Origin of the sequence: Actinosynnema sp. NPDC023658, from assembly GCF_040639995.1 — a bacterium.
In the GTDB taxonomy this organism is placed as follows: domain Bacteria; phylum Actinomycetota; class Actinomycetes; order Mycobacteriales; family Pseudonocardiaceae; genus Actinosynnema.
Genome location: NZ_JBFAAX010000055.1, coordinates 1 through 23,996 on the forward strand (window position 1 = coordinate 1; position 23,996 = coordinate 23,996).

Here is a 23,996-nt window from a genome sequence, read left to right on the forward strand (position 1 = left end):
ATCCGGCGGCGGGTCGAGGAGGCGATCGACCTGGTCGCGGAGAACGCCGCGGCCGGGGCCGGGCGACCGGCCGGCGGCGAGCCCGACCACTGGCACGTCGAGCGCCTGGAAGCGCTGGTCCGCCTCGACGTGCCGGAGCCGCAGTGCGTCGAGCGGTGGACGCTCGTGGCCGAGCGCGACATCGGTGACCACGTCCGAGTCGCGGTGACCCCGCCGTGCGGGCTCCCCGGTGACGGCGCGGGCCTGCGGGCCGTGCCGCTCTTCGGGGTCGAGGTGGCGGATGAGCAGCGTGCGCCGGACGGGCGCGTCCTGCTCGACCTGCGCCTCCCCCGGACCCTGCACGCGGGCCGGCGGCACGAGTGCGGCCTGGTCGTCACCGCGCCGGCCGGCGGTGGCGCCCGGTCGCACCACCTCTACCGCCCGGAACGCCGGTGCGAGTCCTTCGAGCTGAGGGTCCGGTTCCCCGCCGCGCACGTGCCCGCCGTGGTCCGCCCGGTCCGGGGATCGCTCGACCCCGCGGCGAGCGGTCGGAGGGCCGCCGGCGAGGAGGTGGCGGTCGACGCGGTGCACGAGGCGCACGTGACCTTCGCGGACCTGCGCTCCGGGGAGGTCTGCGGGATCCGCTGGCGACCGGAGGTCCCCGTGACCTGACCCGACGCCGTCAGCGGCGCGGCAGGGTGGTGCCGTCGGACGTCCCGGTGTGCGTGAGGCGCTTGGCGAAGCAGTCGTCCGGGCCGATGAGCTCCCGGTCGCACCACGCGTTGGCCTCCGCGCCGGTGGCGTGGGTGTAGGGCACCACGGTCACCCAGAAATCGCCGCTGTCGAAGCTGGCGAAGTCCGCAGAGGACAGTAGCAGCGCGTTCGGGTACCTGGTTGTGGTGAGCTGGAAGTCCCGCCAGATGTCCTCGTGGGTGAACCGCACCCCGTGGACCACGAGACCGAGCCGCTTGGAGGACAGCTGCGGCACCCACCGGCCCACGAGGGCCTCCACCGCCGCCCGGTCGGTCGCGACCTGCGCGTCCAGGTGTTGCCGCGCGATCTCGTCCGGTGGGACGGCGCGGGGCGTGGGCCACGGTGCGGTGGACGTGGTCGTCGGAGGGGGCGTCCACGGCGGTACCACGACGGACGCCGCGGTGTCCGCTCCCGCCGCCGCGGAAGCGACGCCCGTGACGCGGCGGTGCGAGTAGCGCATCCCGACCACGGACGCGGCCACCACCATGATCGCGACCACCACCAGCGCGGTGACCACGAACGGCAGCGGGAGGCGCGGGTCGTCCGGCTGGGCCCTGGAGTCGACCGGTCGGATCCGGTCGGCGGTCAGGTCGGCGCCGCACGTCGTGCAGTACCCGAGGCCCGGGGTCCGGCCTGCTCCGCACCTCCCGCACACGTTCATGGGGCGTCCCTGTCGCATCGTCCGAAGAAGACGGACCACGCTAGCCCCGAGTCCGTCGCCGCGGCGGCCGCCGCAGCGATTGACCACTTGTTGGCCGGCTGTTGTCCAACCTCAGGCGGTGGCCGCGGCGGCGGCCCGGCCCGCGACCCGGCCGGAGAACAGGCAGCCGCCCAGGAACGTGCCCTCCAGCGCCCGGTAGCCGTGCACGCCGCCGCCGCCGAAGCCGGACGCCTCGCCCGCCGCGTACACGCCCTCCAACGGGGTGCCGTCGTCCTTGAGCACCCGCGCGGACAGGTCGGTGTGCAGGCCGCCCAACGTCTTGCGGGTCAGCACGGACAGCCGCACGGCGATCAGCGGACCGGCCTCGGGGTCCAGGAACGGGTGCGGCTCGACCACCCGGATCAGCTTGTCGGTGATGAACTTCCGCGCCTCGCGCATGGCGTTGACCTGCATGTCCTTGCCCAGCCCGGAGATCACCTGCCGGTCGCGCTCCACGATGGTGCGCCGCAACGCGCCCGCGTCGATCAACGACGTGCCGGTCAGCGCGTTCATCCCGGCCGCGAGCTCCTCGGGCGTGCGGCCGAAGATGAACTCCTCGGACCGCTTCGCGAACTCCTCCACGGGCGCCACGGCACCGGGCAGCGCGCGCTTCAGCACGGCCCGGACGTCCTTGCCGGTCAGGTCGGGGTTCTGCTCCGACCCGGACAGCGCGAACTCCTTGCCGATGATCTTCTGGTTGAGCACGAACCACGAGTAGCCGTGCCCGGTCTTCACGATGTGCTCCAACGCGCCCAGCGCGTCGAACCCCGGGAACAGCGGGATCGGCAGCCGCCGACCCGTGGCGTCCAGCCACAGCGACGACGGTCCGGGCAGGATGCGGATGCCGTGCCGGTTCCAGACCGGGGCGTAGTTGGCGATGCCCTCCGGGTAGTGCCACATGCGGTCCTCGTTGACGACCTCGCCGCCGGCGCCCTGCACGACCCTGAGCATCTCGCCGTCGACGTGGTCCGGCACGCCCGACAGCATGTGCTCGGGCGGCGTGCCCATGCGCGACGGCCAGTTGCGGCGCACCATCTCGTGGTTCGCGCCGATGCCGCCCGACGTGACGACGACGGCCTGCGCGCGCAGCTCGAAGTCGCCGGACACCGCCCGCGAGCTCGGCTCACCGCGGCCGGCGGTGCTGACCTCAAGCACCTCGCCGCGCACGCCGTCCACCGCGCCGCCGGTCGTGGTCAGGCCGGTGACGCGGTGCCGGAACTTCAGCTGCACGAGCCCGCGCGCCACGCCCTCGCGCACCCGCCGCTCGAACGGCGCGACGATGCCCGGCCCGGTGCCCCAGGTGACGTGGAAGCGCGGCACGGAGTTGCCGTGGCCGTCGGCCAGGTACCCGCCGCGCTCGGCCCACTGCACGAGCGGGAACCAGCGCACGCCCATCGCGTGCAGCCACGACCGCTTCTCGCCCGCGGCGAAGTCCACGTAGGCCTCGGCCCACTGCCGCGGCCAGTGGTCGGCGTCCCGGTCGAACGCGGCCGAGCCCAGCCAGTCCTGCAGGGCCAGCTCCGCCGAGTCCTTGACCTTCAACCGCCGCTGCTCGGGGCTGTCGACCAGGAACAACCCGCCGAACGACCAGAACGCCTGTCCACCGAGCGAGGCCTCCGGCTCCTGGTCGAGGAGGATGACCTTGCGGCCGGCGTCGACCAGTTCGGCGGTGGCGACCAAGCCCGCCAGACCGGCGCCGACGACGATGACGTCTGCGTCCTGTGCCATCGGGCGAGTCTAGATCGAACTCCGGTGGTGGACGAGACTTGAAGAAAACTCACTTTCAAGGGGTGGTGCACGGTGTCGTACACGGGGGACGTCGGTGAGGTCAACGCGGTGTGGCGGCCGGTGGCGGAGGTGCCGACCATCGACCGGCCGCTGACGCAGGCCAGGTTGGTGGGCACCGGCGACGTCACGCGCAAGCAGTTCGGATTGTTCGAGTGGCGGATGCGTCCGCACGCGGGCGGGCCCTCGGCCCACTTCCACAAGACGTTCTCCGAGTCGTTCTACGTGATCTCCGGAACGGTTCGGTTGTACAACGGCGAGACCTGGGTGGACGCCACGGCGGGTGATTTCCTCTACGTGCCGGAGGGCGGCGTCCACGCTTTCCGCAACGACGCCGACGAGCCCGCCTCGATGTTGATCCTCTTCGCGCCCGCGCCGCCGCGCGAGGAGTACTTCCGGGAACTCGCAGAGATCGCGGAGTCCGGGCGGCAGCTCAGCCCCGAGGAGTGGACCGAGCTGTTCGCCCGGCACGACCAGTACATGGTCTGAGCTGGGGTTCCGAGTGGGTGGTGGTGGCTAACTGGCCGCCGGCCGTTCGGTGGGGGAGCCGTTCGGCCGGCGGCGGTCGGGCATGCGCGGGCGCACCTGCAACGTCTCGGGGAGAGGTGCCGCTCGGGCCTGGGGGAGAGCCCTGCGGGCCTGACGTCCGGTGCGGCGTCCACGTGCCGACCAGCAGTAGAACGGGTGGTTACCGGCCAGTGTTCCCCGGAGGGCCCCAGGGTGTCGGGCGTCACGCTGAGTATTCGCCGGACCGGGTCAGGCGTCCCCGCGCAGCTCGGTCATCCGGGCTTCGGCACCCGCCAGCTTGTCCCGCGCGACGTCCGCCTGGCGCTGGGCGCGCGTCAACCGCGTCGCCGCCTCCTGCTCGGCCTGCTGGGCCCGGCGCAGCTCCGCGCGCAGGGTGGCGGTGTGCTCCTCGCGCTCGGCCAGGGTCTGCTCGGCCTCGGTGACCGCCTTCTCCGCCTTCCGCACGTCGGCCTGCGCGGAGCCGATGTCGTCCCGCGCCCGCACGAGCTGCCGTTCCCGCCGCTGCTCACGGCGTGGAGCCAGGTCGTCGCGCACCGGCGTCGCCGTCTCGCTCAGCGGTCCGAAGCCGGACTGCTCGACCGGCTTGACCAGTCGTCCGGCCCGGATGCGCGCGGCCAGCACGGCGTCGGCCAGCGCCGCGGTCAACGTGGTGCGGACCTGCTGCACGGCGTCCGGCCCGAGCGGTTGACCGGCGTCGCGCGCCAACTCCTCGACCCGCCGCACGAGCGCGCTCAGCACGGCCCGGCGGCGTGCGCCCAGCTCCCGCAACGCACCGCCCCGCAGTTCTTCCTGCGCGGTGCGCAGCTCGTCACCCAGCGCGACGGCCTCGGCCAGGTCGGACGCGCCCTCGCGGGCCAGCAGGTTCAGCGCCCACGCCGACGCGGTCGGCTTGCGCAGCGCCGAGACCTGCTTGGCCAGGGCCTTGTCGCCGTGCTCGACGGCCAGCCGCGCGTGGGTGTCCCTGGCCGTGACGAAGTCCGCCGGCGGCAGGCCGTACAGCTCGTCGGCGATCCGGTCGATCGGCTCGGTGTCCACGATGCCGACCAGTGTGCTCGCCATCGCGTTGATGTGCGATTTGTTACCGAATTCCCCTGGTCCCGGGCGGTTCACCGTTGACAGTGTTTGACATTCCGGCCGGTCGGCTCTTGACTGGAGTGGTCGCACCCGTTCCGGTGTTGTGCGGCACTTCTCGCGTGTTCGCGCAATAGACCGTTCAGTCCAATGTGGACTTTCCTATTGGGCTGTTCGTCCTATTGTTCCCCGGGGGTGGGGGAGATGTGCTTGCGCCAATCTTTCCCCACGAAGGGTTTGCGCCGTGATCAACTCAGGAAGTCGGTGGAGACACCGCACCAGTGCGGCTGGGCTAGCCACAGTGCTGGGCGTGGCCGCCGTGCTGGGCACCACTGGGTTCGGCTTCGCCGCCGGGTCGGCCGCCGCGCAGGAGGCGCCTTCCGCGCCTGCGCCCGCCGACAAGCAGCTCGACAAGCAGGACCGGGAGCGCATCGCCGAGGCCGAGCAGGCCGGTCAGGCGAACGTCACGCTCCTGGTCGCCGCCGAAGAGGGCAAGCTGGACTCCGCAGCCAACGACCTCAAGGCCCTTGGCGGCGTCGTCGAGTCCACCGAACGCGATGTCGACTACCTCAAGGTCTCGGTGCCGCGGGACAAGGCCGAGAAGGCCGCCAAGCTCGCGTCCGTGAACGCGGTGGACGTCGACGGGTTGGTCGTGCTGGACAACCCCCGTCCCGAGGGCGCGGCGACCCCGCTGCCGCAGCAGGCGCCGAACGCGAAGACGCCCAAGAAGAACCCGTACATGCCGACGCAGGACACCAAGGCGGCGCAGTTCACCGACGAGCACCCCCAGTGGGACGGCCGCGGCACGACGATCGCCATCATGGACTCCGGCATCGACCTGGACCACCCGGCGCTGACGACCACCACGACCGGTGAGCGCAAGATCGTCGACTGGTACAACGCCAACGCCACGAACTCCGGCGACGGCACCTGGTTCCAGGTCTCCGGCCGCTTCAACGGCACGTTCACCGCGGGCGGCGCGACCTACAAGGCGCCGGCCACCGGCGGCCCGTACAGCTTCGGCCTGTTCCGCGAGGCGGCGGGCGACCTGGGGCTGTCCACCAGCGAGACCGGCGGTGACATCAACCGCGACGGTGACCGCACGGACGCGTTCGGCGTGATCCAGGACACCACCACCAAGGAAGTCCGGGTCGACACCGACGGCGACGGTGACTTCACCGACCAGGCCGCGATGATCGACTACAAGTACAAGAAGGACGTCGGCCACTTCGGCACGGACAACCCGGCCACGCCGGTGCTCGACACCATGGCGTTCGTGGTGCAGACCGACAAGTCGCTCTACGACGCGGCCGGCACCGCGTGGGTCAACATCGGCATCGCGGGCGCCGAGCACGGCACCCACGTCGCGGGCATCACCTCCGCGAACAAGATGTTCGGCGGCAAGATGGCCGGCGCCGCCCCCGGCGCGAAGCTGATGGCGGTCAAGGTCTGCCTGTCCACCCCGTCGTGCACCAACAGCGGCCTGATCGACGGCCTGCTGTACGCGGCGCGCAACGGCGCGGACGTCGTCAACATCTCCATCGGCGGCCTGCCGGCGCTCAACGACGGCAACAACGCGCGTGCGGAGCTCTACAACCGCACCATCGCGGAGTACAACGTCCAGGTCTTCATCTCCGCGGGCAACAGCGGCGCGGGCGCGAACACCGTCGGTGACCCGTCGGTCGCCACGGACGCGGTGAGCGTCGGCTCCTACATCACCGCCGACACCTGGCGGGCCAACTACGGCTCGAAGACGCAGCAGCGCGAGGGCCTGCACGGCTTCTCCTCGCGCGGTCCGCGCGAGGACGGCGGGTTCAAGCCGAACATCGTCGCGCCCGGCTCGGCCATCTCCACCACGCCGCAGTGGCAGCCGTCCGGCCCGGTGGCCGGCACCTACGAGCTGCCGCCCGGCTACGCGATGCTGAACGGCACGTCGATGGCGTCCCCGCAGGCGACCGGTGCGGCCGCGCTGCTGGTCAGCGCCTACAAGGCCGAGCACAACGGCGAGCGCCCGCCCGTCGCGGCGCTGCGCAACGCGATCCAGTCCGGCGCCAAGTGGGTCTCCACCCTCCAGGCGTACGAGCAGGGCGCGGGCCTCTTCGACACCAAGCGCGCGTGGACGCAGCTCAACGCGCACCCGAACACGCAGGCGGTCAGCACCTCGGTGACCGTCAACACCGCGCTGTCGGGCCTGCTGGCCACCCCGAACACGGGCGTCGGCATCCACGACCGCGAGGGCGTCGTCGTGGGCAAGGAGTACACCCGCACCTACACCCTGACCCGCACCGCGGGTCCGGACCGCAACCAGCAGTTCCTGGTCGACTGGCAGGGCAACGACGGCACGTTCTCGTCCAAGTCCCTGGTCAGCCTGCCGCTGAACAAGCCGGTGCAGTTCGACGTCAAGGTCCGGCCCGGCAAGGCCGGCGTGCACTCGGCCGTGCTCAAGCTGGACAACCCGGGCACCCGCGGCATCGACGTGTTCACCCTGAACACCGTGTTCGCGGCGGACGAGTTCACCGCGGCGGGCAAGTTCGCGGTCACCAAGACCGGCACCATCGCCCGCAACCAGTCGAAGAGCTTCTTCGTGAAGGTGCCCGCGGGCACCAGCGCGCTGAAGGTCGACCTGGCGGCCGGCGGCACCGAGGCCGGCAAGGGCCAGGTCCGCTTCCTGCGCTTCGACCCGTACGGCGTGCCGTTCGACACCACGTCGTCGACCAACTGCTACAACCCGGACGCGGGCGCCGGGTGCGCCGGTGGCACCCCCACCAGCCGCACGGTGAGCAACCCGCAGCCCGGCGTGTGGGAGGTCGTGGTCGAGGCCCGGCGCACCTCCGACGTCGACGCCGCGCCGTACTCGATCACCGCGTCGGTGCTGGGCACGACCATCAGCCCGAACCCGGACACCATCGAGTCGGCCGTGATCGGCACGCCGATCACCCGCCAGTACACCGTGACGAACTCCCTGGCCGCGTTCAACGGCAAGGTCGTCGGCGGCTCGCTGGCCAGCGCCCGGATCGCACGCCCGACCATCGCCGACGCGACGGTCCAGACGTACGACCTGGTCGTGACCCCCGGTTCGACGTCGCTGACCGCCACGATCGGCAAGACCGCCGACGTGTCGGCCGACCTCGACCTGTTCGTCTACAACTGCACGTCCGGCACGTGCGTGGTGGCCGGTCAGTCGGCGGACGGCGACTCCGAGGAGTCGGTGACCATCGCCAACCCGGCCGCCGGCGCGTGGCGGGTCCAGGTCGACGGCTACGAGGTGCCCTCGGGCGCCACGGAGTACGACTACATCGACCTGTTCACCTCGCCGGGCCTCGGCTCGGTCGCGGTGACCGACGCCGACGCCGACCGGGTCGCGGGCGCGACCTGGACGGTCCCGGCCACGGTGACCGTCGCGGGCCAGCCCGGCGCCGGTCGCGTGCTGCGCGGTGAGCTGACCGTGCAGACCTCCGAGGGTGCGATCGTCGGCCGCGGCGCGGTGATCGTGCGCAACGTGGCCTGACGCCACCTGCTCGACCCCTCAGGGCCACCTCCGTCGCACGACGGGGGTGGCCCTGAGCCGTTGCGGGATCAGGGCGTCGGGTCGGCGTTGCCCAACGGCTCGTCCACGTCGACCCGGCTGACGCCCTCGACCGCCGCCACCTTCTCGGCCACCTCGACCGGCACGGACGCCCGGACGTAGCCGATGGTGGCGTCGGTGGCCTCCACGGTCGCGCCGAGCGCGCGCACCCGGTCGGCCACGGTGTCGGTCTCGTCGCGGTCCGTCGAGATGGTCAGGCCGACCGTCGTCGCGCCGGAGCGCCTGGCCTGCGCGAGCACGTCCTTGCCGTGCGGGCTGAGCTGGGGCGGCACCGGCACCTCCGAGGCGCTGACGGGGGTGGTGGGCGGGAGGGGCGTGCCGGTGGAGCCGGCGTCCCGCTCCCGCTGGGCGCAACCGGCCAGCACGAGCCCGACCAGCACGGACCCCGCGAGCACGAGCCCCGCCGGTCCGGTCACCACGAGTCTGCGCATGAACCCTCCAGCCGATGATCCTGCCCCCAGGACGTAACGGGAGGTCAACGCGGTTGCATGGCCTGGTCCGGACCGCTGAACGCCTGGACCCGCTCCTCGCCGTCCGCGCTCTCCCCGAACACCCGGTTGTCCGACACCCCGTGGTCCGATGCCCCGGCGGCCGTCCGCACCGGCACGCCGCCCGCGACGCGGGGCAGCTCGCGCAGCCTCAGCTGCGGCAGCGCACCGGGGTGCCGCGACCGCAGCCAGCCGACCAGGTGCTCGCGCGCCACGCACCGCAGGTCCCACAACCGCCCGGCGTCCGACGCGCTGACCAGCGCCCGGACCCGCACCATCGACCCGACCGCGTCGGTCACCTGGAGCACGCACACCCGGCCGTCCCACAGGTCGCTGGTCTCCAGCGCGTGCCGGAGCTCCTGCCGCAGCTCCTCCACCGGCACGGTCCAGTCGAGGTCCAGCTCGACCGTGCCCAGCAGCGCCGACTGGGTCCGGGTCCAGTTCTCGAACGGCGTCTTGAGGAAGTGCGCGGTGGGCAGGATCAGGCGCCGGTCGTCCCACAGGTGCACGACCACGTAGGTGAGGGTGATGTCCTCGACGCGGCCCCACTGGTCCTGCACGACCACCACGTCGTCCAGCCGCAACGCGTCGCTGAACGCGATCTGCACGCCCGCGAACACGTTGCCCAGCAACGACTGCGCCGCCAGCGCGGCGATGGCGCCGATCACACCGGCGGACGCCAGGATCGAGGTGCCGGCCGCGCGGGCGCTCGGGAACGTCATCAGCACCGCGGCCCCGGCGAGCACGCTCACCACGACCACCGTGACGCGGCGGACCAGGGTGATCTGCGTGTGCACGCGCCGCGCGTGCCGGTTGTCCGACACGTCGACCCGGATGCGCGCCAGCGTCGCGTCCTCGATCACCACCAGCAGCGCCGCGAGCAGCCACGCGCCGGCCAGGATCAGCGCTATCCCCGTCACGTGCAGCGCGACCGGTCGCCAGTCGCCGCGCGCGACCACCCCCAGCGAGAACTGCACCGCCACCAGCACCGCGACCGCCAGGGCCGGTCGGTGGGCGTGCCGCGCGAGCTTGGCGAACAGGGCCGATCGACGGCCGATGCGGCGGACCAGCCGGTGGACGAGCGTGACGGTGAGCAGTGCGACGAGCAGCGAGCCGGCGAACGTCAGGACGGCTGCGAGCACGGAAGGGCACCTCCTCGGGGTTGGGTGAGGACGTCCAGGGTGCGTACCCGCGGATGGAGTAGTTCAGGCGCGTTTGAACCCCGTCCGGGCGGATTGGGAGATTCCCCACTCGGGGCGCGGGGTGCCGGTTCAGGGGCGTGGAGCGGGTGACCCGGACTACGAACGGCACCGACCGGTCCGCAGACGGGGCAATGGGACGGCAGCAGCACCAGCCGTCCCATTGCTACGGTGGCCGCAGCTTTCTCAGAGCTACGCACGCGTAGCGATCGCTCGGGGCGCGGAGGCAGCGGTGTTCGTGGAGTCCGAGGGCGCGCGGCTGGCCGTGTTCGAGCACGGCGACCGGTCCGCGCAGACCGTCGTCCTGGTGCACGGCTACCCGGACACGCACCGGGTGTGGGACGACGTCGTGCCGTTGCTGGCCGGGGAGTTCCACGTGGTGACCTACGACGTGCGCGGCGCGGGGGAGTCGTCCGCGCCGCGAGGGCTGGCCGCCTACCGGCTGCCGGTGCTGGCGCGCGACCTGTTCGCGGTGATCGCGGCGGTCAGCCCGGACGAGCCGGTGCACGTCGTCGCGCACGACTGGGGGTCCATCCAGGCGTGGGAGGCGGTCACCACGCCCGACGCGCCGATCGCGTCCTACACGTCGATCTCCGGGCCGTGCCTGGACCACGTCGGCCACTGGATGCGCCGCAAGCCGACCACCCGGCAGCTCAACCAGCTGCTGCACTCCTGGTACATCGCGGTGTTCCACCTGCCGTTCGTCGCGCCGCTGCTCTGGCGGCACGTCGTCGGCCCGCGGTGGCAGGCGGTCGCACGACGGCTGGAGGGCGTGTCGCCGCACGTCGCGCCGACCGTCGTGCAGGACGGCGTGAACGGCATCGCGTTGTACCGCGCGAACTTCATCCCGCGCCTGCGCTCGCCCCGCGAGCGGCGGACCGACGTGCCGGTGCAGGTGGTGCAGCCGTCGCGGGACCGGTACGTCACGGCCGGCGTCATCGAGGACGTGGAGCGGTGGGCGACGAACGTGCGGCGGCGCGTGGTCGACGCCGGGCACTGGGTGCAGATCACGCACCCCCGTGCGGTGGCGCTGCTGGTCGCGGACCACGTCACCGCGCACAGCCACCCGTCCTGACCTGCGACAGCGCCTCCCGGGCCCGCTGACGACCCAGGTTCCAGGAGCGCCAGTCGTCGCCCGGGACGCGGCGGAACTCCAGGGCGCAGGCGCGCAGGTCGTCCGGCAGCCCGGCGAGGGCGGGCACGGCGTCGTCGGACAGCGTGGCCAGGTACCGGACGTCGATCTCGCCGGTGGCGTGGTAGCGCTCGATGTTGCGCTCCGCGATGAACCGGTCCGGGTTGAGCACGGCGAGACCGACGAGCGCGGCGAACCCCGTGCCCACGACGGCACGCGCCAGCCACTCGGCCCGCATCCGCACGCCCGCGGCCAGGACCAGCAGGTAGACCACGCCGAGCCACAGCTCGCAGCCGGAGACCAGGACGCGCAGCACGGTGAAGCCGTAGGCCTGCTGGTAGAGCCACATGCGGGTCAGCGCGGAGGCGACGATCACCAGCGTGAGCACGCTCAACGCGCCCAGCAGGCCGCGCAGCCAACCGCGGTCGTCCGGGGAGTCGAGCCGCGCGAGCCGCGCGACGACCGCGATGACGCCCAGGGTGAGCACGGTGACGGCGAGGAGCTGCCAGAAGCCGCTGCGCGCGTAGTCGGCGTAGGTCAGGCCCGGGGTGGTGATGACGTGCTCGTCGCCCGCGAACAGGGTGGTGACCTGAACGGCCACGAACGCGCTGAACAGGACGACCAACGCGCCCACCGGCAGCGCCCAGTCGCGGCGCGCGACCGTGCGGGGCAGGTCGGAGGCCCCGTCGAGCTGCGGCGGTGCGGCGAGCAGGAAGGCCGCGCCCACCGTGGCCAGGCCGACGGCGAGGAACAGCACGACCGGCCGGCCGGACGGTTGGTCGGGCGTCATCGAGCCGAGCAGGTTCGCGAACGCGGCGTCCGCGCCGGCCAGCAGCGGGACGAACACCAGCAGGAGCGCCGCGGTCACCAGGACCGGGCGGGCCAGCCGCGGAGCCCCGCTTCCCCTCACGCCCTTCGCGACCCAAGGCAGGGCCCTGACCGCGGCCACCGGCACGGCCCCCGCGCCGAACACGAGGCCGCGCGCGGTCCGCCCCCCGACGACCGCGAGCGAGGCCGCGGCGCAGCCGGCGACCGCGCAGAGCGCGAAGAGCCACCAGGCCGCGACGAACGCGCCGACCGCGAACAGGGCGAGGGACAGCAGCGCCCAGCCGGGCTTGACCTTGCGCAGCAGGGCGAAGGTGACGGCCGCGGTGAGGGACCAGCCGAGGCCGGGTGCGTCGAGGGGCAGCAGGATCGCCGCCCCGATCCCGGCGGCGGCTCCGGTGAGCAGTGCGCGGTGGGGGGTCATGGTCGGTGCCTCCAGGGCGTGCGCCATCGCCCGCCGTCGCGCGGCGGGTCATCGGGTGGTGGTCGCGGCGGTGTTGCGGTGGCGGGGTCGGGTGGCCCCGTGGGCACGGCGGTGGGCGGCCGATTTGTCGGCGGTACCTGTCCACAGGCGGGTCCGCGCGGGGGCTCCGACGCCCGGAACTGTCGGTGGTGGGTGGTTGAATCGAATTCAGGGTTCCCCTGGGCGGGGACGCTTGCGAAGCACTGCCTCCGCACCGACCGCGCGGTCGACGGCGGCTCGACGGCCGGCCGGCGGCCGGGCAGGTGCCGGGTCAGGTAGTGGCGGGTTGGGTGGCGGGCACGGTGGCCCTGATCCGGCACCCCGGGCCGTCCACCACGGCGATGGTGCCGCCGTGCAGGTCGACCACCCAGCGCGCGATGTTGAGGCCCAACCCCGTGCCGCCGTCGCCCGCCCGTTCACCGCGGGTGAAGCGCTCGAAGACCCGTTCGCGGTCCTGCGGCGCGATGCCCGGACCGTCGTCCGCGACCTCCAGCACCAGCTCCTCGCCCACCGCCGCCGAGATCCGCACCTCACCGCCGGCTGGGCCGTGGCGGACCGCGTTGTCCACGAGGTTCGCCACCACCTGCGCCAACCTCGCCTCGTCCGCGTACACCGTCGCTTCGGGCGGTGTGACGGCGACGGTGAACCGCACCCCCCGAGCGGCCACCAACGCCTCGGCCACGACCTCCTCCAGCAACGGCCCCAGCGGGAACTCCGCCTTGTCCAACCGGTGCGCGCCGGCGTCTATCCGCGACAGGTCCAGCAGCTCCGTCACCAACCGGCTCAACCGCTCGGTCTGCGCCAACGCCGTCCGCATCGTCGCCGGGTCCGGCTGGGCGATCCCGTCCACGACGTTCTCCAGCACGCTCTGCAGCGCGGTGATCGGCGTGCGCAGCTCGTGCGACACGTTCGCGATCAGCTCGCGCCGCTGCTGGTCCGCCGCACCGAGGTCGGCCGCCATCTGGTTGAACGCACCGGCCAGCTCACCGACCTCGTCCCGCGCCGTCGCCCGCACCCGCCGGCTGTAGTCACCGGCCCGCATCGCCCGCACGGCCGCCGTCATGTCCCGCAACGGCCTGGTCATCCCGTGCGCGAGGAACTGCGACGTCACCAGCGCGATCCCCATCGCGCCGAACGTCGTCCCCGGCGCGAGCCACCCGATCCGGATCCGGAAGAACGCGAACCCCGCCGACATCGCGGACAGCAGCAGGATCCCGAGCTTCAGCTTGATCGACCGCACCGGGTCCAGCGGTCGCGGCAGCAGCTCGACCGTCGTCTCGAACGCCGACCGCAGGCTCACCTGGGCACCTCCAACGCGTAACCGACGCCGTGCACGGTCCGGATCAGGTCCGTCCCCAGCTTCCGCCGCAACGCCTTGATGTGGCTGTCCACGGTCCGCGTCCCGGTCCCCTCGGCCCAGCCCCACACCTCGCTCAGCAACCGCTCCCGCGACTGCACGGCCCGCGGCCGTTCGGCCAGGTGCACCAGCAGCTCGAACTCGGTCGGCGTCAGGTGCGCCTCCTCCCCGGCGCGCACCACCCGCCGCTCGGCCAGGTCGATCTCCAGGTCGGCCACGGTGATCCGGGACGACGCCGCCGAGCTCGCCCGCTCCACCCGCCGCAGCAGCGCGTGCACCCGCGCGGCCAGCTCCCGGATCGAGAACGGCTTGGTCAGGTAGTCGTCCGCCCCGACCGCGAGCCCCACCAGCAGGTCGGTCTCGTCACCCCGGGCGGTCAGCATGAGCACCGGCACCGGCCGGTCTGCCTGGATCCGGCGGCACACCTCCAGCCCGTCGAACCCGGGCAGCATCACGTCCAGCACCACCAGGTCGGGCCGCAGGTCGCGGGCCCGGGTGACGGCGGACGGCCCGTCGTGCGCCAACTCCACCTCGAACCCCTCCGCCCGCAACCGGGCGGCCACGGAGTCCGCGATGGTCCGGTCGTCCTCGACCACCAGAACCCGACGTGTCATGCGGCCGACTCTATGACGCAACCGTGGAGGCGAACGGAGTGACTTGTGAACGTCCTGTGGAGAACTCCCCGCCGCAACCGGCGACCCGCGTCAGGCGTCCTGACGAGCATGGACGCCTTGCCGAACGCCAAACCGGGAACGACCGCCGTCCGTCGTGACGTCTTCCGCGGGGAGGTCTGGACCGCGTACGCGGTGCGCGTGGTGCGGGACGACTCGGAGGCCCTGGTCGTCGCCTGCCACCCCGGTTCGGACGTGCTCGCGCCGACCACCTGGATCGAGTGGCTGCTCACCGGGCGCGTCGACGTTCGCGAACGGGCGCTGCCGAACCTCGCGGCCGGCCGCTGGCAGCTCGGCCCGTGGACCTGGCGCGACACGACCTGCCTGCAGTGGACCCCGCCCGGAGCGTGGTTCAGCGTCAACGCGTTCCGCGAGCCGTCCGGCGACCGCCGGCTCCTCCACTGGTACGTCAACTTCCAGCGCCCGTCCCGGCGCACCGCGCTCGGCTTCGACACCTTCGACCTCTTCCTCGACCTCGTGATCCAGCCCGACCTGTCGAGCTGGTCGTGGAAGGACGAGCACGAGTACGACCAGGCCCGCCGCCTCGGCGTGGTGGGCGACGCCGACCACCGGGCGGTCCAGCGGGCGCGCGAGCAGGTCGTGGCGATGGTCGAGGATGGCGGTGGGCCCTTCACCGAGTGGGGTGGCTGGCGCTGGGACCCCTCGTGGCCACCGCCCGTGCTGCCCGACGGCGTGCTCACCGACGGCCTGACCGCCTGACCCGCCCGACCACCGGTCCGCAGGTGTCGTGCAGCCGAAAGACTGAATCTGGGAGCGCTCCCAGACTCCTCCTGCTTAGCTGGGGACGGGCGGGACTTCGACGAGGAGGTCTGGTCGTGCGACGTTCGTTCGGTGCCGTGCTGGCGCTCGTTCCCGTGCTCGTCCCGGCGCTGTGGGGCGCACCCGCCGCGACGGCCGAGCCGGGAGTGGTGGAACTGGCCGCGTTGCCCGGAGGCGTGAAGGGGTCCGCGGTGGCGATCAACGACGCCGGGGTGGTGGTCGGGCGCTCCTCCGGCGCGGACGGCAAGGCGCGGGCGGTGCGCTGGGACGCCGACGGCCGGATCACCGAACTCGCGCCACCCGCCGGCGCCCAGTACGCGAAGGTCTTCGGGGTCGACGCGGACGGCGTGGCGTACGGCAACACGAGCAACCCCGAGCACTGGTCGCAGGCCACCCGGTGGGACGCCGACGGCACCGCCGCCGTCCTCGACCTGCTCCCCGGCGGCACGTACAGCTTCGCCGTCGCGGTGAACGACGGCGGCACGGTCGTCGGCTACGCCGGTGACGCCGGCGGCGAGCGCCGGGCGATCCGCTGGGACCGCGACGGCACCGCCACCGTGCTCCCGGGGCTCGACGACGCGACCGAGGCCACCGCCATCGACGCGGCCGGCACGATCGCGGGCATCGCCCGCACCGCCGACGACCTGACCCACTACGTGCGGTGGGACGACGGTGCGCTCACGGACCTCGGCGTCGTGCCCGGAGCCACGTACTCGTCCGTCGCGGACGTGAACGGGCGGTACGTCGTCGGGCGCGTCCAGCGCGGCGACCGGACCGCCTTCGGCCTGCGCTGGGACGGCGCGACCCTCGCCGAGGTGCCGACGCTGCCCGACCAGTCCAGCGTGCTGCACGCGATCGCCGCCGACGGCACGGCGTACGGCCAGGCGAACAGCCGCCCGGTCCGGTGGGCCGCCGACGGCGCGGTCACGACCATGGCGCTGCCCGCCGGCTACAACGGGGGCGAGGTGACGCGGCTCAACGCCGGCGGAGTGGCGGCGGGCAACGCGTTCGGCCGGTACAACCGCCCGATCCGCTGGTCGCCGTCCGGCGAGGTGACCTTGCTGCCCGTGCCGGCCGGGACCTACGGCTTCGCCCAGGGCGTCAACGGGCACGGCGTGGTGGTCGGTGAGTACGGCGGGCGCGCGGTGCTCTGGCCCTGACCGCCGCCTGTCGGTGGCACGCCCTAGGGTGATCGGGTGGCTGACGCGGTCCTGGAAGCGGTGCTGGAGCGGATCACGTTCGCCAACGAGGAGACCGGCTACACCGTCGCCCGCGTCGACCCCGGTCGCGGCGGCGACCTGGTCACCGTGGTCGGCTCGCTGCTCGGCGCTCAGCCCGGCGAGTCGATCCGGATGCGCGGGCGCTGGGGCTCCCACCCCCAGTACGGCAAGCAGTTCCACGTCGAGGACTACACGACCGTGCTGCCCGCGACCATCCAGGGCATCCGCCGCTACCTCGGCTCCGGCCTGATCAAGGGCATCGGGCCGGTGCTGGCCGACCGGATCGTCACCCACTTCGGCGTCGACGCGCTGGACGTCATCGAGCACGAGCCGCAACGCCTGATCGAGGTGCCCAAGCTCGGTCCCAAGCGCACCAAGATGATCGCCGCGGCGTGGGAGGAGCAGAAGGCCATCAAGGAGGTCATGGTCTTCCTCCAGGGCGTCGGCGTGTCGACGTCGTTGGCCGTGCGCATCTACAAGCAGTACGACGCCAAGTCGATCGACGTCGTCCGCGAGGAGCCCTACCGGCTGGCCAACGACGTGTGGGGCATCGGGTTCCGCACCGCGGACGTGATCGCGAAGGCCGTCGGCATCCCGCACGACAGCCCGCAGCGGGTGAAGGCCGGGTTGCAGTTCACGCTGTCCGAGGCGACCGGTGACGGCAACTGCTACCTGCCGGAGAACGAGCTGATCGGTGACGCGATCAAGATCCTCCAGGTCGACGCCGGCCTGGTGATCGAGTGCCTGGCCGAGCTGGTGGCCGAGGAGGGCGTGGTCCGCGAGGTCATGCCGGACGGCGAGCCCGGCATCTACCTGGTCGCGTTCCACCGGGCCGAGATCTCGCTGGCCAACCAGCTGCTGCGGCTGCTCAGGACCGACGAGGAGCGGATGCCCGCGTTCGGCGGCGTCGACTGGGACCGGGCGTTCGCGTGGCTCGGCGCGTCACTGGAGGACAAGCAGCGCGAAGCCGTCCGACTGGCCCTGACCAGCAAGGTCGCCGTGCTGACGGGCGGTCCGGGGTGCGGCAAGAGCTTCACCGTGCGGTCGATCGTGAAGCTGGCGGCGGCCAAGGGCGCGAAGGTCGTGCTGGCCGCGCCCACCGGCCGCGCCGCCAAGCGGCTGACCGAGCTGACCGGCCACGAGGCCCGCACCGTGCACCGGCTGCTGGAGCTCAAGCCGGGCGGTGACGCCGCCTACGACCGCGACCGGCCGCTCGACGCGGACCTCGTCGTGGTGGACGAGGCGTCCATGCTGGACCTGCTGCTGGCCAACAAGCTCGTCAAGGCCGTCGCACCGGGTGCGCACCTGCTGCTGGTCGGTGACGTCGACCAGTTGCCATCCGTCGGCGCGGGCGAGGTGCTGCGGGACGTGCTGTCGCAGGGCAGCCCGGTGCCGAACGTCCGCCTCACGCACATCTTCCGGCAGGCGCAGCAGTCCGGCGTGGTGACCAACGCGCACCGGATCAACAACGGTGATTACCCGGTGGTGCAGGGGATGCCGGACTTCTTCCTGTTCCCCGCCGAGGAGGCCGAGGACGCGGCGGCGCTGGTCGTCGACGTCGTCGCCAACCGCATCCCCCGCAAGTTCGGCCTCAAGCCGCGCACGGACGTGCAGGTGCTCGCGCCCATGCACCGGGGACCGGCGGGCGCGGGCGGCCTGAACACGTTGCTGCAGGAGGCTTTGACACCGTCCACACCGGACCTGCCCGAGCGCCGGTTCGGCGGCCGGGTGTTCCGGGTCGGGGACAAGGTCACCCAGATGCGCAACAACTACGACAAGAACGTCTTCAACGGCACCCTGGGCGTCGTCACGGCGATTGACGTCGTGGAGCAGAAGCTGACCGTTCGGACCGACGAGGAAGAGGACGTGGACTACGAGTTCGGCGAGCTGGACGAGCTGACCCACGCCTACGCCATGACGATTCACCGCTCACAGGGCAGTGAGTACCCGTGCGTCGTCATCCCAATCACCACAAGTGCGTGGATGATGCTCCAGCGGAATCTGCTGTACACGGCGGTGACGCGGGCGAAGAAGTTGGTCGTCCTCGTCGGGTCGCGCAAGGCCATCGGTCAGGCGGTCCGCACGGTCGGTGCCGGCCGCCGTCACACGGCGCTGGACCACCGGCTCGCCCAACTGGTGTAGCCCACCCGGCCCGGCTGGCTCACCCGGTCTGGCTCACCCGGTCTGGCAGAGGCCTTCGTCCGACGCCGCCCGCGCCGCCGCCTCCGCGAACATGGTCCGGAAGTCGTCGATCTCCGTGCCGCCGAGCTTGATCACGTGGCCGTTCGTGTCCCAGACCTCCACGATCCCGTCGCTGACCGCGATCGAGCACACGGACGGCTGGTCGTGGTTGTCCGTGCACCGCACCAGCCACTCCCTCTTGACCTCCACGGCGACCCCTTTCGAGTGGTTCCCAGTGTGACGAGGCCGAGGAGGGCGGCCTCGTTGCTAGCCTGGACTCAGCGCGGTTGACATGCAACTGCTACACAGCAATTGACACGATCGGATGATGGTCATGCCGCTGACGCCGACGGTGCGGCTCAAGTTCCTCTCCATCTACATGCGCGACGCCCGGTTGAAGGCCGGGGTCGAGCCGAGGGAGGTCGCCCAGCTGCTCGGGCGCGACACGACCCGCGTCACCAAGATGGAGAAGGGCCGGGAGGGTCTCACGCCCGGCGACGCGAAGATGCTCCTCGACCGCTACGACGTGCACACCGAGGACCAGAAGCGGGAGATCGTGGAACTGGCCCGCACCCGCTCTCAACGCGGGCGCTGGTCCAACCACCGCGCGATCGTCCCGCTCCAGCAGCGCGCGTACTACGACTTCGAGCAGGACTGTGACCTACTCCGTCACTACGGAGCCGAACTGGTGCCCGGCCTGCTCCAGACCGAGGCGTACATGCGGGCCATGCTCGATCGCCGGTCCATCGAACCCGAGGTCATCGATGATGTGGTCGCGACCCGACTGGAGCGCCAGGAGATGTTGTTCCGCCAGCGGCCGGCACAAGCCGCGTTCGTGCTGAGCGAGAGCTGCGTGCGCCGGATCATCGGGGGCAATGCGGTCATGCACGAGCAAGTGGCCCACCTGGAGAGCCTCGCTCGCCGCCGGAACGTCCAGATCCAGCTCGCGCCGTTCGACTCGGACGGGGTGGCCAACACCTTCACGTTCACGATGCTCCGGATCCCGGCCCCGACCACCGCGCCACCGTTGGAGATGGTCTACGTCGAGAACCTGCACGACGCCGACTACCTCGACGGAGACCGGGAGGTGGCCGACTACTCGGACCTCTGGAGCAGGCTTACCGCCAACGCGCTCGGTCTGGAACAATCGAGGAGGTTCCTCAAGGGCGTCGCCCAGCAGTACGCCTGACCATGAGAGGTGGTCTCACCGTGACCCCGGACTTCTCCCGCGCGGCGTTCAAGACCTCCAGCTACACCCAGGACAAGGGCACTTGCGTCGAAGTGGCGGTGGTGCCGGGGTACGCGGCCGTCCGGGACACGAAGTACCGCGCGGGTGGGCACGTGGCCGTCCCCGCGCGGTCGTTCGCGGCGTTCCTGCGGTCGGTCTCGGGGCGTTAGCGCATCGGGAAGGCGACGTCGCACACGGCGTCGTCGGGTCCGGCGGCCTCGAAGTCCGCGAAGTACACCTCGCGCGGCGCGTCGTGGATCGCGAAGCCGTTCTCCTTGATCCACTGCGCGACGGCGTCGTAGGCGGACAGGATCTGCGGGAACGCCACCTGCGCCTTGGTCAGCCGCACGTACGCCTCGCGGTGCGCCGGTTCGACCCGGGCCGCGATCCCGCTCGGCGGCTCGTCCGCCCTGATGGGCACGCAGGCCTCCACCGGTCCGTCGCTGTCCTCGTTCACCTCGCCGTGGTAGACGACGAACGGCGCGGCGGACCCACCGCCGTGGGCCTCGGCCGCCTTCATCAGCCGCCCCATCGAGCTGTCGATCCAGTCCACCAGCGCGGGTTGCAGCAGGTGCCTCTGCTCGGTCAGGACCACCTGTTCGGGCACGTCCCGCTGCTCGACCTCGTACATGTCCAACAACCCCTTTCCTCCGGACAACACGACGCGGAGGTGGGCGGCCAGGCCGCGCTGCACGGCCATCCGGTGCTCGACCTCGGCCCAGTAGTCCGCGAGCAGCCCGGCCCGTTCGGCCTCGGGCGCGGCGACGATCCCCGCCACGACGGCCAGCGGCATGTCCAGCCTGCGCAGCAGGGCCACCAAGCGCGCCGGGACCAGCTGGTCCTCGCCGTAACGCCGGTAGCCGTTGCCCGCGTCGACCTCGACCGGTCGCAGCAGACCCTGGCGCTCGTACAGCCGCAGCGCCTTGACCGACAGCCGTGACCTGCGTGCGAACTCGCCGGTGCCCAGTAGCCGTGCCACCGCCACATCCTCCATGGCGACGACCCTGAGGGCTGCCCCAAGGGTCGGGTCAAGCGGAAGGGCACACCGCGGCCGGTCGCGCCGTCCTGACCGGTTGCGGTCAGTGGCCGTGACGGCCCTGGTGGACTGGTGGCCGGTGGGGCACATTCCGTGCACCACCGAAGATCACCGGGAGAACCATGCTGCGCTTCGCACGACCGATCGGGACGGCCGTGGCCGTCGTCATCGCCCTGCTCACCGCGGGGGCGTCACCCGGCGCCGCGGCCACCGCCGACGGGCCGTTCCGGGTGGTCAACCAGAACAGCGGGAAGTGCCTGGCCATCCCCGGCGGCACGACGGCCGACCACACCCGGGCGATCCAGTTCACCTGCTCGCCCGAGACGGCGTCGAAGCAGTGGGACGTCGTCGTGCTCTACACCGACGAGTACGGCAACCGGGTCCACCGGCTGGAGAACCGCGCGAGCCACCGGTGCCTGGGCGTCGCCGCCGAGAGCACGTCGAACGGGGCGGCGGTGTGGCAGGAGTCCTGCTCGACCTCGTTCTTCCAGCGGTGGGCGTGGGACAAGGCCGGTCGGTTGCACAACGTTGCCACCGACAAGTGCATGGCCGTCCCGAACGGGTGGCTATCGGACGGCGTGGGGATCATCCAGTGGACCTGCGGCACCGGTGCCGAGCAGAGGTGGGCACTCGCGTAGGACCACCCCGGGTGCCGTCGACCCGAGGTGCCCGACCCCGGTGCCCGGCTACTGTCGGTAGCCCTCCACGGTGCCGGGGTCGCGGGCCTCGGCACCGTCCGGGTCCATGCCCGCGTTGCGGCGGGCCCTGCGCTGCCGCAACAGGTCCCACGTCTGGTCCAGGGCGACTTCGAGGTCGCGCAGCCGCCGGGTGTCGCCGTCGGTGAGGCCCTCACCGATGCGTGATCCCTCCAACCGGTGTTCTTCCTCGACCAGCTGGGTGATCCGAGCGACTAGTTCTTCGTCCGTCACGACTCCTCCTCCATCCGGACCAACAGCCGGGTACCTCACTGTCACCAGTCAAAACCCGCGCACGATCACGGTGAGGATCGGCCGGTCGGCGGGTGTGCAAGGAGGCGGTCCGTCCTCCATCCTCCAGCTCAACCCTGCCTAGGAGGAACTACCGTGAAGTCGAGCAGACGTTCACTGCTGACACTGGCCGTGGCCGGTGCCGCAGCCGCGGCGGTGATCACCGGGGGCACGCCCGGCACCGCCGGCCCCGCGCCCGAGACCGCCGCCGTGCAAGCCGGACCGACCTACGTCTACAAGGTCCGCGCGCCGCTCGGCGCCGCCGCCCAGAACCTGCTCGGGCGCGGCTTCGACGTGCTGGAGGACCGTGACGGCGACTACCTGTTCGTGCTGGGCGACCCGAGCACCGGCCAGAGCCTGAAGCAGGCCGGTTTCAGCGCGGTCGTCGACGAGGTGCTGCCCGCGCCGGAGTGGCAGCCGCCCGCCAAGAAGTCGCAGTCGCCCACCTTCGACGCGGCCGACGTCAACGAGACCTACTACGGCGGCTACCACACCGTCAACGCCCACTGGTCGCACCTCGACCAGGCCGCGCAGCAGTACCCGGGCCTGACCACGTTGGTCGACTACGGCGACTCCTGGCGCAAGACCCAGGGCGCGGGCGGGTACGACCTGCGGGCCATCTGCATCACCAAGAAGAACGCGGGCGACTGCGCCCTGAGCACGTCCGCGCCGAAGCCCCGGTTCTTCGTGATGGGCCAGCTGCACGCCCGCGAGCTCACCACCGGTGACGTGGCGTGGCGCTGGATCGACCACCTGACCGCCGGGTACGGGGTCGACGCGGAGGTCACCGCGCTGCTCGACACCACCGAGGTGTGGGTCGTGCCGATCGCCAACCCGGACGGCGTGGACATCGTCCAGCAGGGCGGCAACTCGCCCCGCTACCAGCGCAAGAACGCCAACACCACGAACGGCTCGAACTGCTCCGGCTCCGCGTCGTCGCAGATCGGCATCGACCTCAACCGCAACACCGACTCCCACTGGGGCGGGGCGGGCACGTCGTCCAACCCGTGCGACCAGACCTACAAGGGCCCGTCGGCCAACTCCGAGGTCGAGACCCGGTCGCTCCAGGCGCTGTGGCGCAACCTCTACCGCGACCGCCGCGGCACGGCCGCCACCGACGCCGCGCCCGCCGACACGACCGGCGTCGTGATCTCCATGCACAGCTACGCGAACCTGGTGCTGTTCCCGTGGGGCTGGACGACGTCGTACAAGACCGGCAACGACGCGCCGCTGCGCGCGATGGCCAAGGACATGGCCACGATGGCCGGCAGCGGCTGGCAGTACGGGCAGCCGGGCGAGGTGCTGTACAACGCGGCCGGTGCCACGGACGACTGGGTGTACGACGACCTGGGCGTGGCGTCGTTCGTGTGGGAGATCGGGCCGTCGTCGGGCAGCTGCTCCGGGTTCCTGCCGACCTACTCGTGCCAGGCGTCGACGTTCTGGCCGAAGACCAAGCCGATGCTGATGTACGCGGCGAAGAAGGCGGCCAACCCGTACGGCGGTGGCGGCACCCCGCCCACCGGCTGCGCGAAGGCCACCAACGACACCGACGTCGCCATCCCGGACCACGGCGCGGCCGTGACCAGCACCATCACCATCGCCGGGTGCGACGGCGCGGCTTCGTCGTCGTCGCAGGTGGAGGTGCACGTCGTGCACCCGTACCGGGGTGACGTGACGATCGACCTCGTCGCGCCGGACGGGTCGTCGTACCCGTTGAAGGCCGCGAGCAACGACTCGGGGGACAACATCGACACCACGTACACGGCGAACGTGTCGTCCGAGGCGCGCAACGGTGCTTGGCAGCTCAGGCTCCAGGACCTGTACACGGCCGACACGGGTTACCTCAACTCGTGGAGCCTGACCGTCTAGACCGGTTCGTTCGGGGGCCCGCGTGCACACCGCGCGCGGGCCCTCGTCACGCCTGGCGCACGGCCGTCCCGTCCCGACCTGAACGCTCAACTCACCGGTCCCGAACGCAGGACACGCGCGTCCCGAACGTAGGACACGCGCGAGAGTCCTACCTTCACG

The 23,996-nt window shown here is 71.9% G+C and carries 22 protein-coding genes; 11 read left to right on the top strand and 11 right to left on the bottom strand.

Translation table 11 applies throughout. The annotated features are described in order from the left end of the window. Positions 1 to 651: hypothetical protein (locus tag AB0G02_RS09975; RefSeq protein WP_360792102.1), on the top strand; the 651-nt coding region annotated here is incomplete at its 5' end. 10 nt (positions 652 to 661) lie between these two features. Here the strand turns inward: AB0G02_RS09975 and AB0G02_RS09980 are convergent. Together AB0G02_RS09980 and AB0G02_RS09985 are read right to left on the bottom strand one after the other, a co-directional pair. Beyond that, positions 662 to 1,393, bottom strand: a complete 732-nt coding sequence (locus tag AB0G02_RS09980) for a zinc ribbon domain-containing protein (protein WP_360792104.1) — start codon at positions 1,391 to 1,393, stop codon at positions 662 to 664. 111 nt (positions 1,394 to 1,504) lie between these two features. Continuing rightward, positions 1,505 to 3,160: an FAD-binding dehydrogenase gene (locus AB0G02_RS09985; RefSeq protein WP_360792106.1), complete on the bottom strand. Its 1,656-nt coding sequence runs from the start codon at positions 3,158 to 3,160 to the stop codon at positions 1,505 to 1,507. Between the two features lie 72 nt (positions 3,161 to 3,232). Between AB0G02_RS09985 and AB0G02_RS09990 the strand changes: the two genes are divergently transcribed. Beyond that, positions 3,233 to 3,706 (top strand): cupin domain-containing protein, encoded by a 474-nt coding sequence (locus AB0G02_RS09990; protein WP_360792108.1) that lies wholly within the window; start codon positions 3,233 to 3,235, stop codon positions 3,704 to 3,706. 267 nt (positions 3,707 to 3,973) lie between these two features. Here AB0G02_RS09990 and AB0G02_RS09995 read toward each other — a convergent pair whose 3' ends face one another. Beyond that, the gene (locus AB0G02_RS09995) at positions 3,974 to 4,804 is read right to left on the bottom strand and encodes a hypothetical protein (RefSeq protein ID WP_360792110.1); all 831 of its coding nucleotides are present in this window, start codon (positions 4,802 to 4,804) and stop codon (positions 3,974 to 3,976) included. Positions 4,805 to 5,060: 256 nt separating this feature from the next. Here AB0G02_RS09995 and AB0G02_RS10000 point away from each other — a divergent pair, with 256 nt between their 5' ends. After that, positions 5,061 to 8,324: a S8 family serine peptidase gene (locus tag AB0G02_RS10000; RefSeq protein ID WP_360792112.1), complete on the top strand. Its 3,264-nt coding sequence runs from the start codon at positions 5,061 to 5,063 to the stop codon at positions 8,322 to 8,324. 68 nt (positions 8,325 to 8,392) lie between these two features. Here the strand turns inward: AB0G02_RS10000 and AB0G02_RS10005 are convergent, their stop codons facing one another. Both AB0G02_RS10005 and AB0G02_RS10010 read right to left on the bottom strand, forming a co-directional pair. Next, positions 8,393 to 8,833 (bottom strand): hypothetical protein, encoded by a 441-nt coding sequence (locus AB0G02_RS10005; RefSeq protein WP_360792114.1) that lies wholly within the window; start codon positions 8,831 to 8,833, stop codon positions 8,393 to 8,395. 44 nt (positions 8,834 to 8,877) lie between these two features. Further along, complete coding sequence (locus AB0G02_RS10010; RefSeq protein ID WP_360792116.1) at positions 8,878 to 10,032, bottom strand: mechanosensitive ion channel domain-containing protein; 1,155 nt, start codon at positions 10,030 to 10,032, stop codon at positions 8,878 to 8,880. Between the two features lie 289 nt (positions 10,033 to 10,321). Between AB0G02_RS10010 and AB0G02_RS10015 the strand changes: the two genes are divergently transcribed. Continuing rightward, complete coding sequence (locus tag AB0G02_RS10015; RefSeq protein ID WP_360792118.1) at positions 10,322 to 11,164, top strand: alpha/beta fold hydrolase; 843 nt, start codon at positions 10,322 to 10,324, stop codon at positions 11,162 to 11,164. Here AB0G02_RS10015 and AB0G02_RS10020 read toward each other — a convergent pair. The 3 genes from AB0G02_RS10020 to AB0G02_RS10030 all read right to left on the bottom strand — a co-directional run bounded on the left by AB0G02_RS10020 (position 11,139) and on the right by AB0G02_RS10030 (position 14,480). Then, positions 11,139 to 12,470 (bottom strand): DUF4173 domain-containing protein, encoded by a 1,332-nt coding sequence (locus AB0G02_RS10020; protein ID WP_360792120.1) that lies wholly within the window; start codon positions 12,468 to 12,470, stop codon positions 11,139 to 11,141. The two genes, AB0G02_RS10015 and AB0G02_RS10020, sit on opposite strands and share 26 nt — an antisense overlap. A gap of 310 nt (positions 12,471 to 12,780) precedes the next feature. Then, on the bottom strand, positions 12,781 to 13,809 hold the full coding sequence (locus tag AB0G02_RS10025) for a HAMP domain-containing sensor histidine kinase (protein ID WP_360792122.1): 1,029 nt from the start codon (positions 13,807 to 13,809) through the stop codon (positions 12,781 to 12,783). After that, positions 13,806 to 14,480 carry a response regulator transcription factor gene (locus AB0G02_RS10030; RefSeq protein ID WP_360792124.1) on the bottom strand — a complete coding sequence of 225 codons (675 nt, stop codon included), beginning with the start codon at positions 14,478 to 14,480 and terminating at the stop codon, positions 13,806 to 13,808. Before AB0G02_RS10030 ends, AB0G02_RS10025 begins: the two co-directional genes overlap by 4 nt. A gap of 108 nt (positions 14,481 to 14,588) precedes the next feature. Between AB0G02_RS10030 and AB0G02_RS10035 the strand changes: the two genes are divergently transcribed. The 3 genes from AB0G02_RS10035 to AB0G02_RS10045 all read left to right on the top strand — a co-directional run bounded on the left by AB0G02_RS10035 (position 14,589) and on the right by AB0G02_RS10045 (position 18,679). Beyond that, the gene (locus tag AB0G02_RS10035) at positions 14,589 to 15,257 is read left to right on the top strand and encodes a DUF402 domain-containing protein (RefSeq protein ID WP_360792126.1); all 669 of its coding nucleotides are present in this window, start codon (positions 14,589 to 14,591) and stop codon (positions 15,255 to 15,257) included. 116 nt (positions 15,258 to 15,373) lie between these two features. Then, positions 15,374 to 16,477 (top strand): hypothetical protein, encoded by a 1,104-nt coding sequence (locus tag AB0G02_RS10040; protein ID WP_360792128.1) that lies wholly within the window; start codon positions 15,374 to 15,376, stop codon positions 16,475 to 16,477. 36 nt (positions 16,478 to 16,513) lie between these two features. Further along, positions 16,514 to 18,679: an ATP-dependent RecD-like DNA helicase gene (locus AB0G02_RS10045; protein ID WP_360792130.1), complete on the top strand. Its 2,166-nt coding sequence runs from the start codon at positions 16,514 to 16,516 to the stop codon at positions 18,677 to 18,679. 33 nt (positions 18,680 to 18,712) lie between these two features. Here AB0G02_RS10045 and AB0G02_RS10050 read toward each other — a convergent pair whose 3' ends face one another. Then, a complete protein-coding gene (locus AB0G02_RS10050) occupies positions 18,713 to 18,928 on the bottom strand; it encodes a hypothetical protein (protein ID WP_360792132.1) in 216 nt (71 codons plus the stop codon). Positions 18,929 to 19,046: 118 nt separating this feature from the next. Between AB0G02_RS10050 and AB0G02_RS10055 the strand changes: the two genes are divergently transcribed. Further along, positions 19,047 to 19,907, top strand: a complete 861-nt coding sequence (locus tag AB0G02_RS10055) for a helix-turn-helix transcriptional regulator (protein WP_360792134.1) — start codon at positions 19,047 to 19,049, stop codon at positions 19,905 to 19,907. 20 nt (positions 19,908 to 19,927) lie between these two features. Continuing rightward, on the top strand, positions 19,928 to 20,116 hold the full coding sequence (locus tag AB0G02_RS10060; protein WP_360792136.1) for a DUF397 domain-containing protein: 189 nt from the start codon (positions 19,928 to 19,930) through the stop codon (positions 20,114 to 20,116). Here the strand turns inward: AB0G02_RS10060 and AB0G02_RS10065 are convergent. After that, positions 20,113 to 20,940, bottom strand: a complete 828-nt coding sequence (locus tag AB0G02_RS10065; protein WP_360792138.1) for a MerR family transcriptional regulator — start codon at positions 20,938 to 20,940, stop codon at positions 20,113 to 20,115. The genes AB0G02_RS10060 and AB0G02_RS10065 overlap by 4 nt on opposite strands. 164 nt (positions 20,941 to 21,104) lie before the next feature. Here AB0G02_RS10065 and AB0G02_RS10070 point away from each other — a divergent pair, with 164 nt between their 5' ends. Then, the gene (locus AB0G02_RS10070) at positions 21,105 to 21,620 is read left to right on the top strand and encodes an RICIN domain-containing protein (RefSeq protein ID WP_360792140.1); all 516 of its coding nucleotides are present in this window, start codon (positions 21,105 to 21,107) and stop codon (positions 21,618 to 21,620) included. 48 nt (positions 21,621 to 21,668) lie between these two features. Here AB0G02_RS10070 and AB0G02_RS10075 read toward each other — a convergent pair whose 3' ends face one another. Then, on the bottom strand, positions 21,669 to 21,911 hold the full coding sequence (locus tag AB0G02_RS10075; protein ID WP_360792142.1) for a DUF2630 family protein: 243 nt from the start codon (positions 21,909 to 21,911) through the stop codon (positions 21,669 to 21,671). A 153-nt stretch (positions 21,912 to 22,064) separates the two neighbouring features. On the opposite strand from AB0G02_RS10075, the gene AB0G02_RS10080 reads away from it, so the two are divergent. After that, a complete protein-coding gene (locus AB0G02_RS10080; protein ID WP_360792144.1) occupies positions 22,065 to 23,837 on the top strand; it encodes a M14 family zinc carboxypeptidase in 1,773 nt (590 codons plus the stop codon). Positions 23,838 to 23,996 lie beyond the last annotated feature (159 nt).

What these genes read in the sequence shown, in the direction of transcription:
- AB0G02_RS10055 (WP_360792134.1), top strand. Translation starts at nt 19,047, where the DNA reads ATGGTCATGCCGCTGACGCCGACGGTGCGGCTCAAGTTCCTCTCCATC.
- AB0G02_RS09980 (WP_360792104.1), bottom strand. Translation starts at nt 1,393, where the DNA reads ATGAACGTGTGCGGGAGGTGCGGAGCAGGCCGGACCCCGGGCCTCGGG.
- AB0G02_RS09985 (WP_360792106.1), bottom strand. Translation starts at nt 3,160, where the DNA reads ATGGCACAGGACGCAGACGTCATCGTCGTCGGCGCCGGTCTGGCGGGC.
- AB0G02_RS10065 (WP_360792138.1), bottom strand. Translation starts at nt 20,940, where the DNA reads ATGGAGGATGTGGCGGTGGCACGGCTACTGGGCACCGGCGAGTTCGCA.
- AB0G02_RS10030 (WP_360792124.1), bottom strand. Translation starts at nt 14,480, where the DNA reads ATGACACGTCGGGTTCTGGTGGTCGAGGACGACCGGACCATCGCGGAC.
- AB0G02_RS10035 (WP_360792126.1), top strand. Translation starts at nt 14,589, where the DNA reads ATGGACGCCTTGCCGAACGCCAAACCGGGAACGACCGCCGTCCGTCGT.
- AB0G02_RS10005 (WP_360792114.1), bottom strand. Translation starts at nt 8,833, where the DNA reads ATGCGCAGACTCGTGGTGACCGGACCGGCGGGGCTCGTGCTCGCGGGG.
- AB0G02_RS09995 (WP_360792110.1), bottom strand. Translation starts at nt 4,804, where the DNA reads ATGGCGAGCACACTGGTCGGCATCGTGGACACCGAGCCGATCGACCGG.
- AB0G02_RS10020 (WP_360792120.1), bottom strand. Translation starts at nt 12,470, where the DNA reads ATGACCCCCCACCGCGCACTGCTCACCGGAGCCGCCGCCGGGATCGGG.
- AB0G02_RS10070 (WP_360792140.1), top strand. Translation starts at nt 21,105, where the DNA reads ATGCTGCGCTTCGCACGACCGATCGGGACGGCCGTGGCCGTCGTCATC.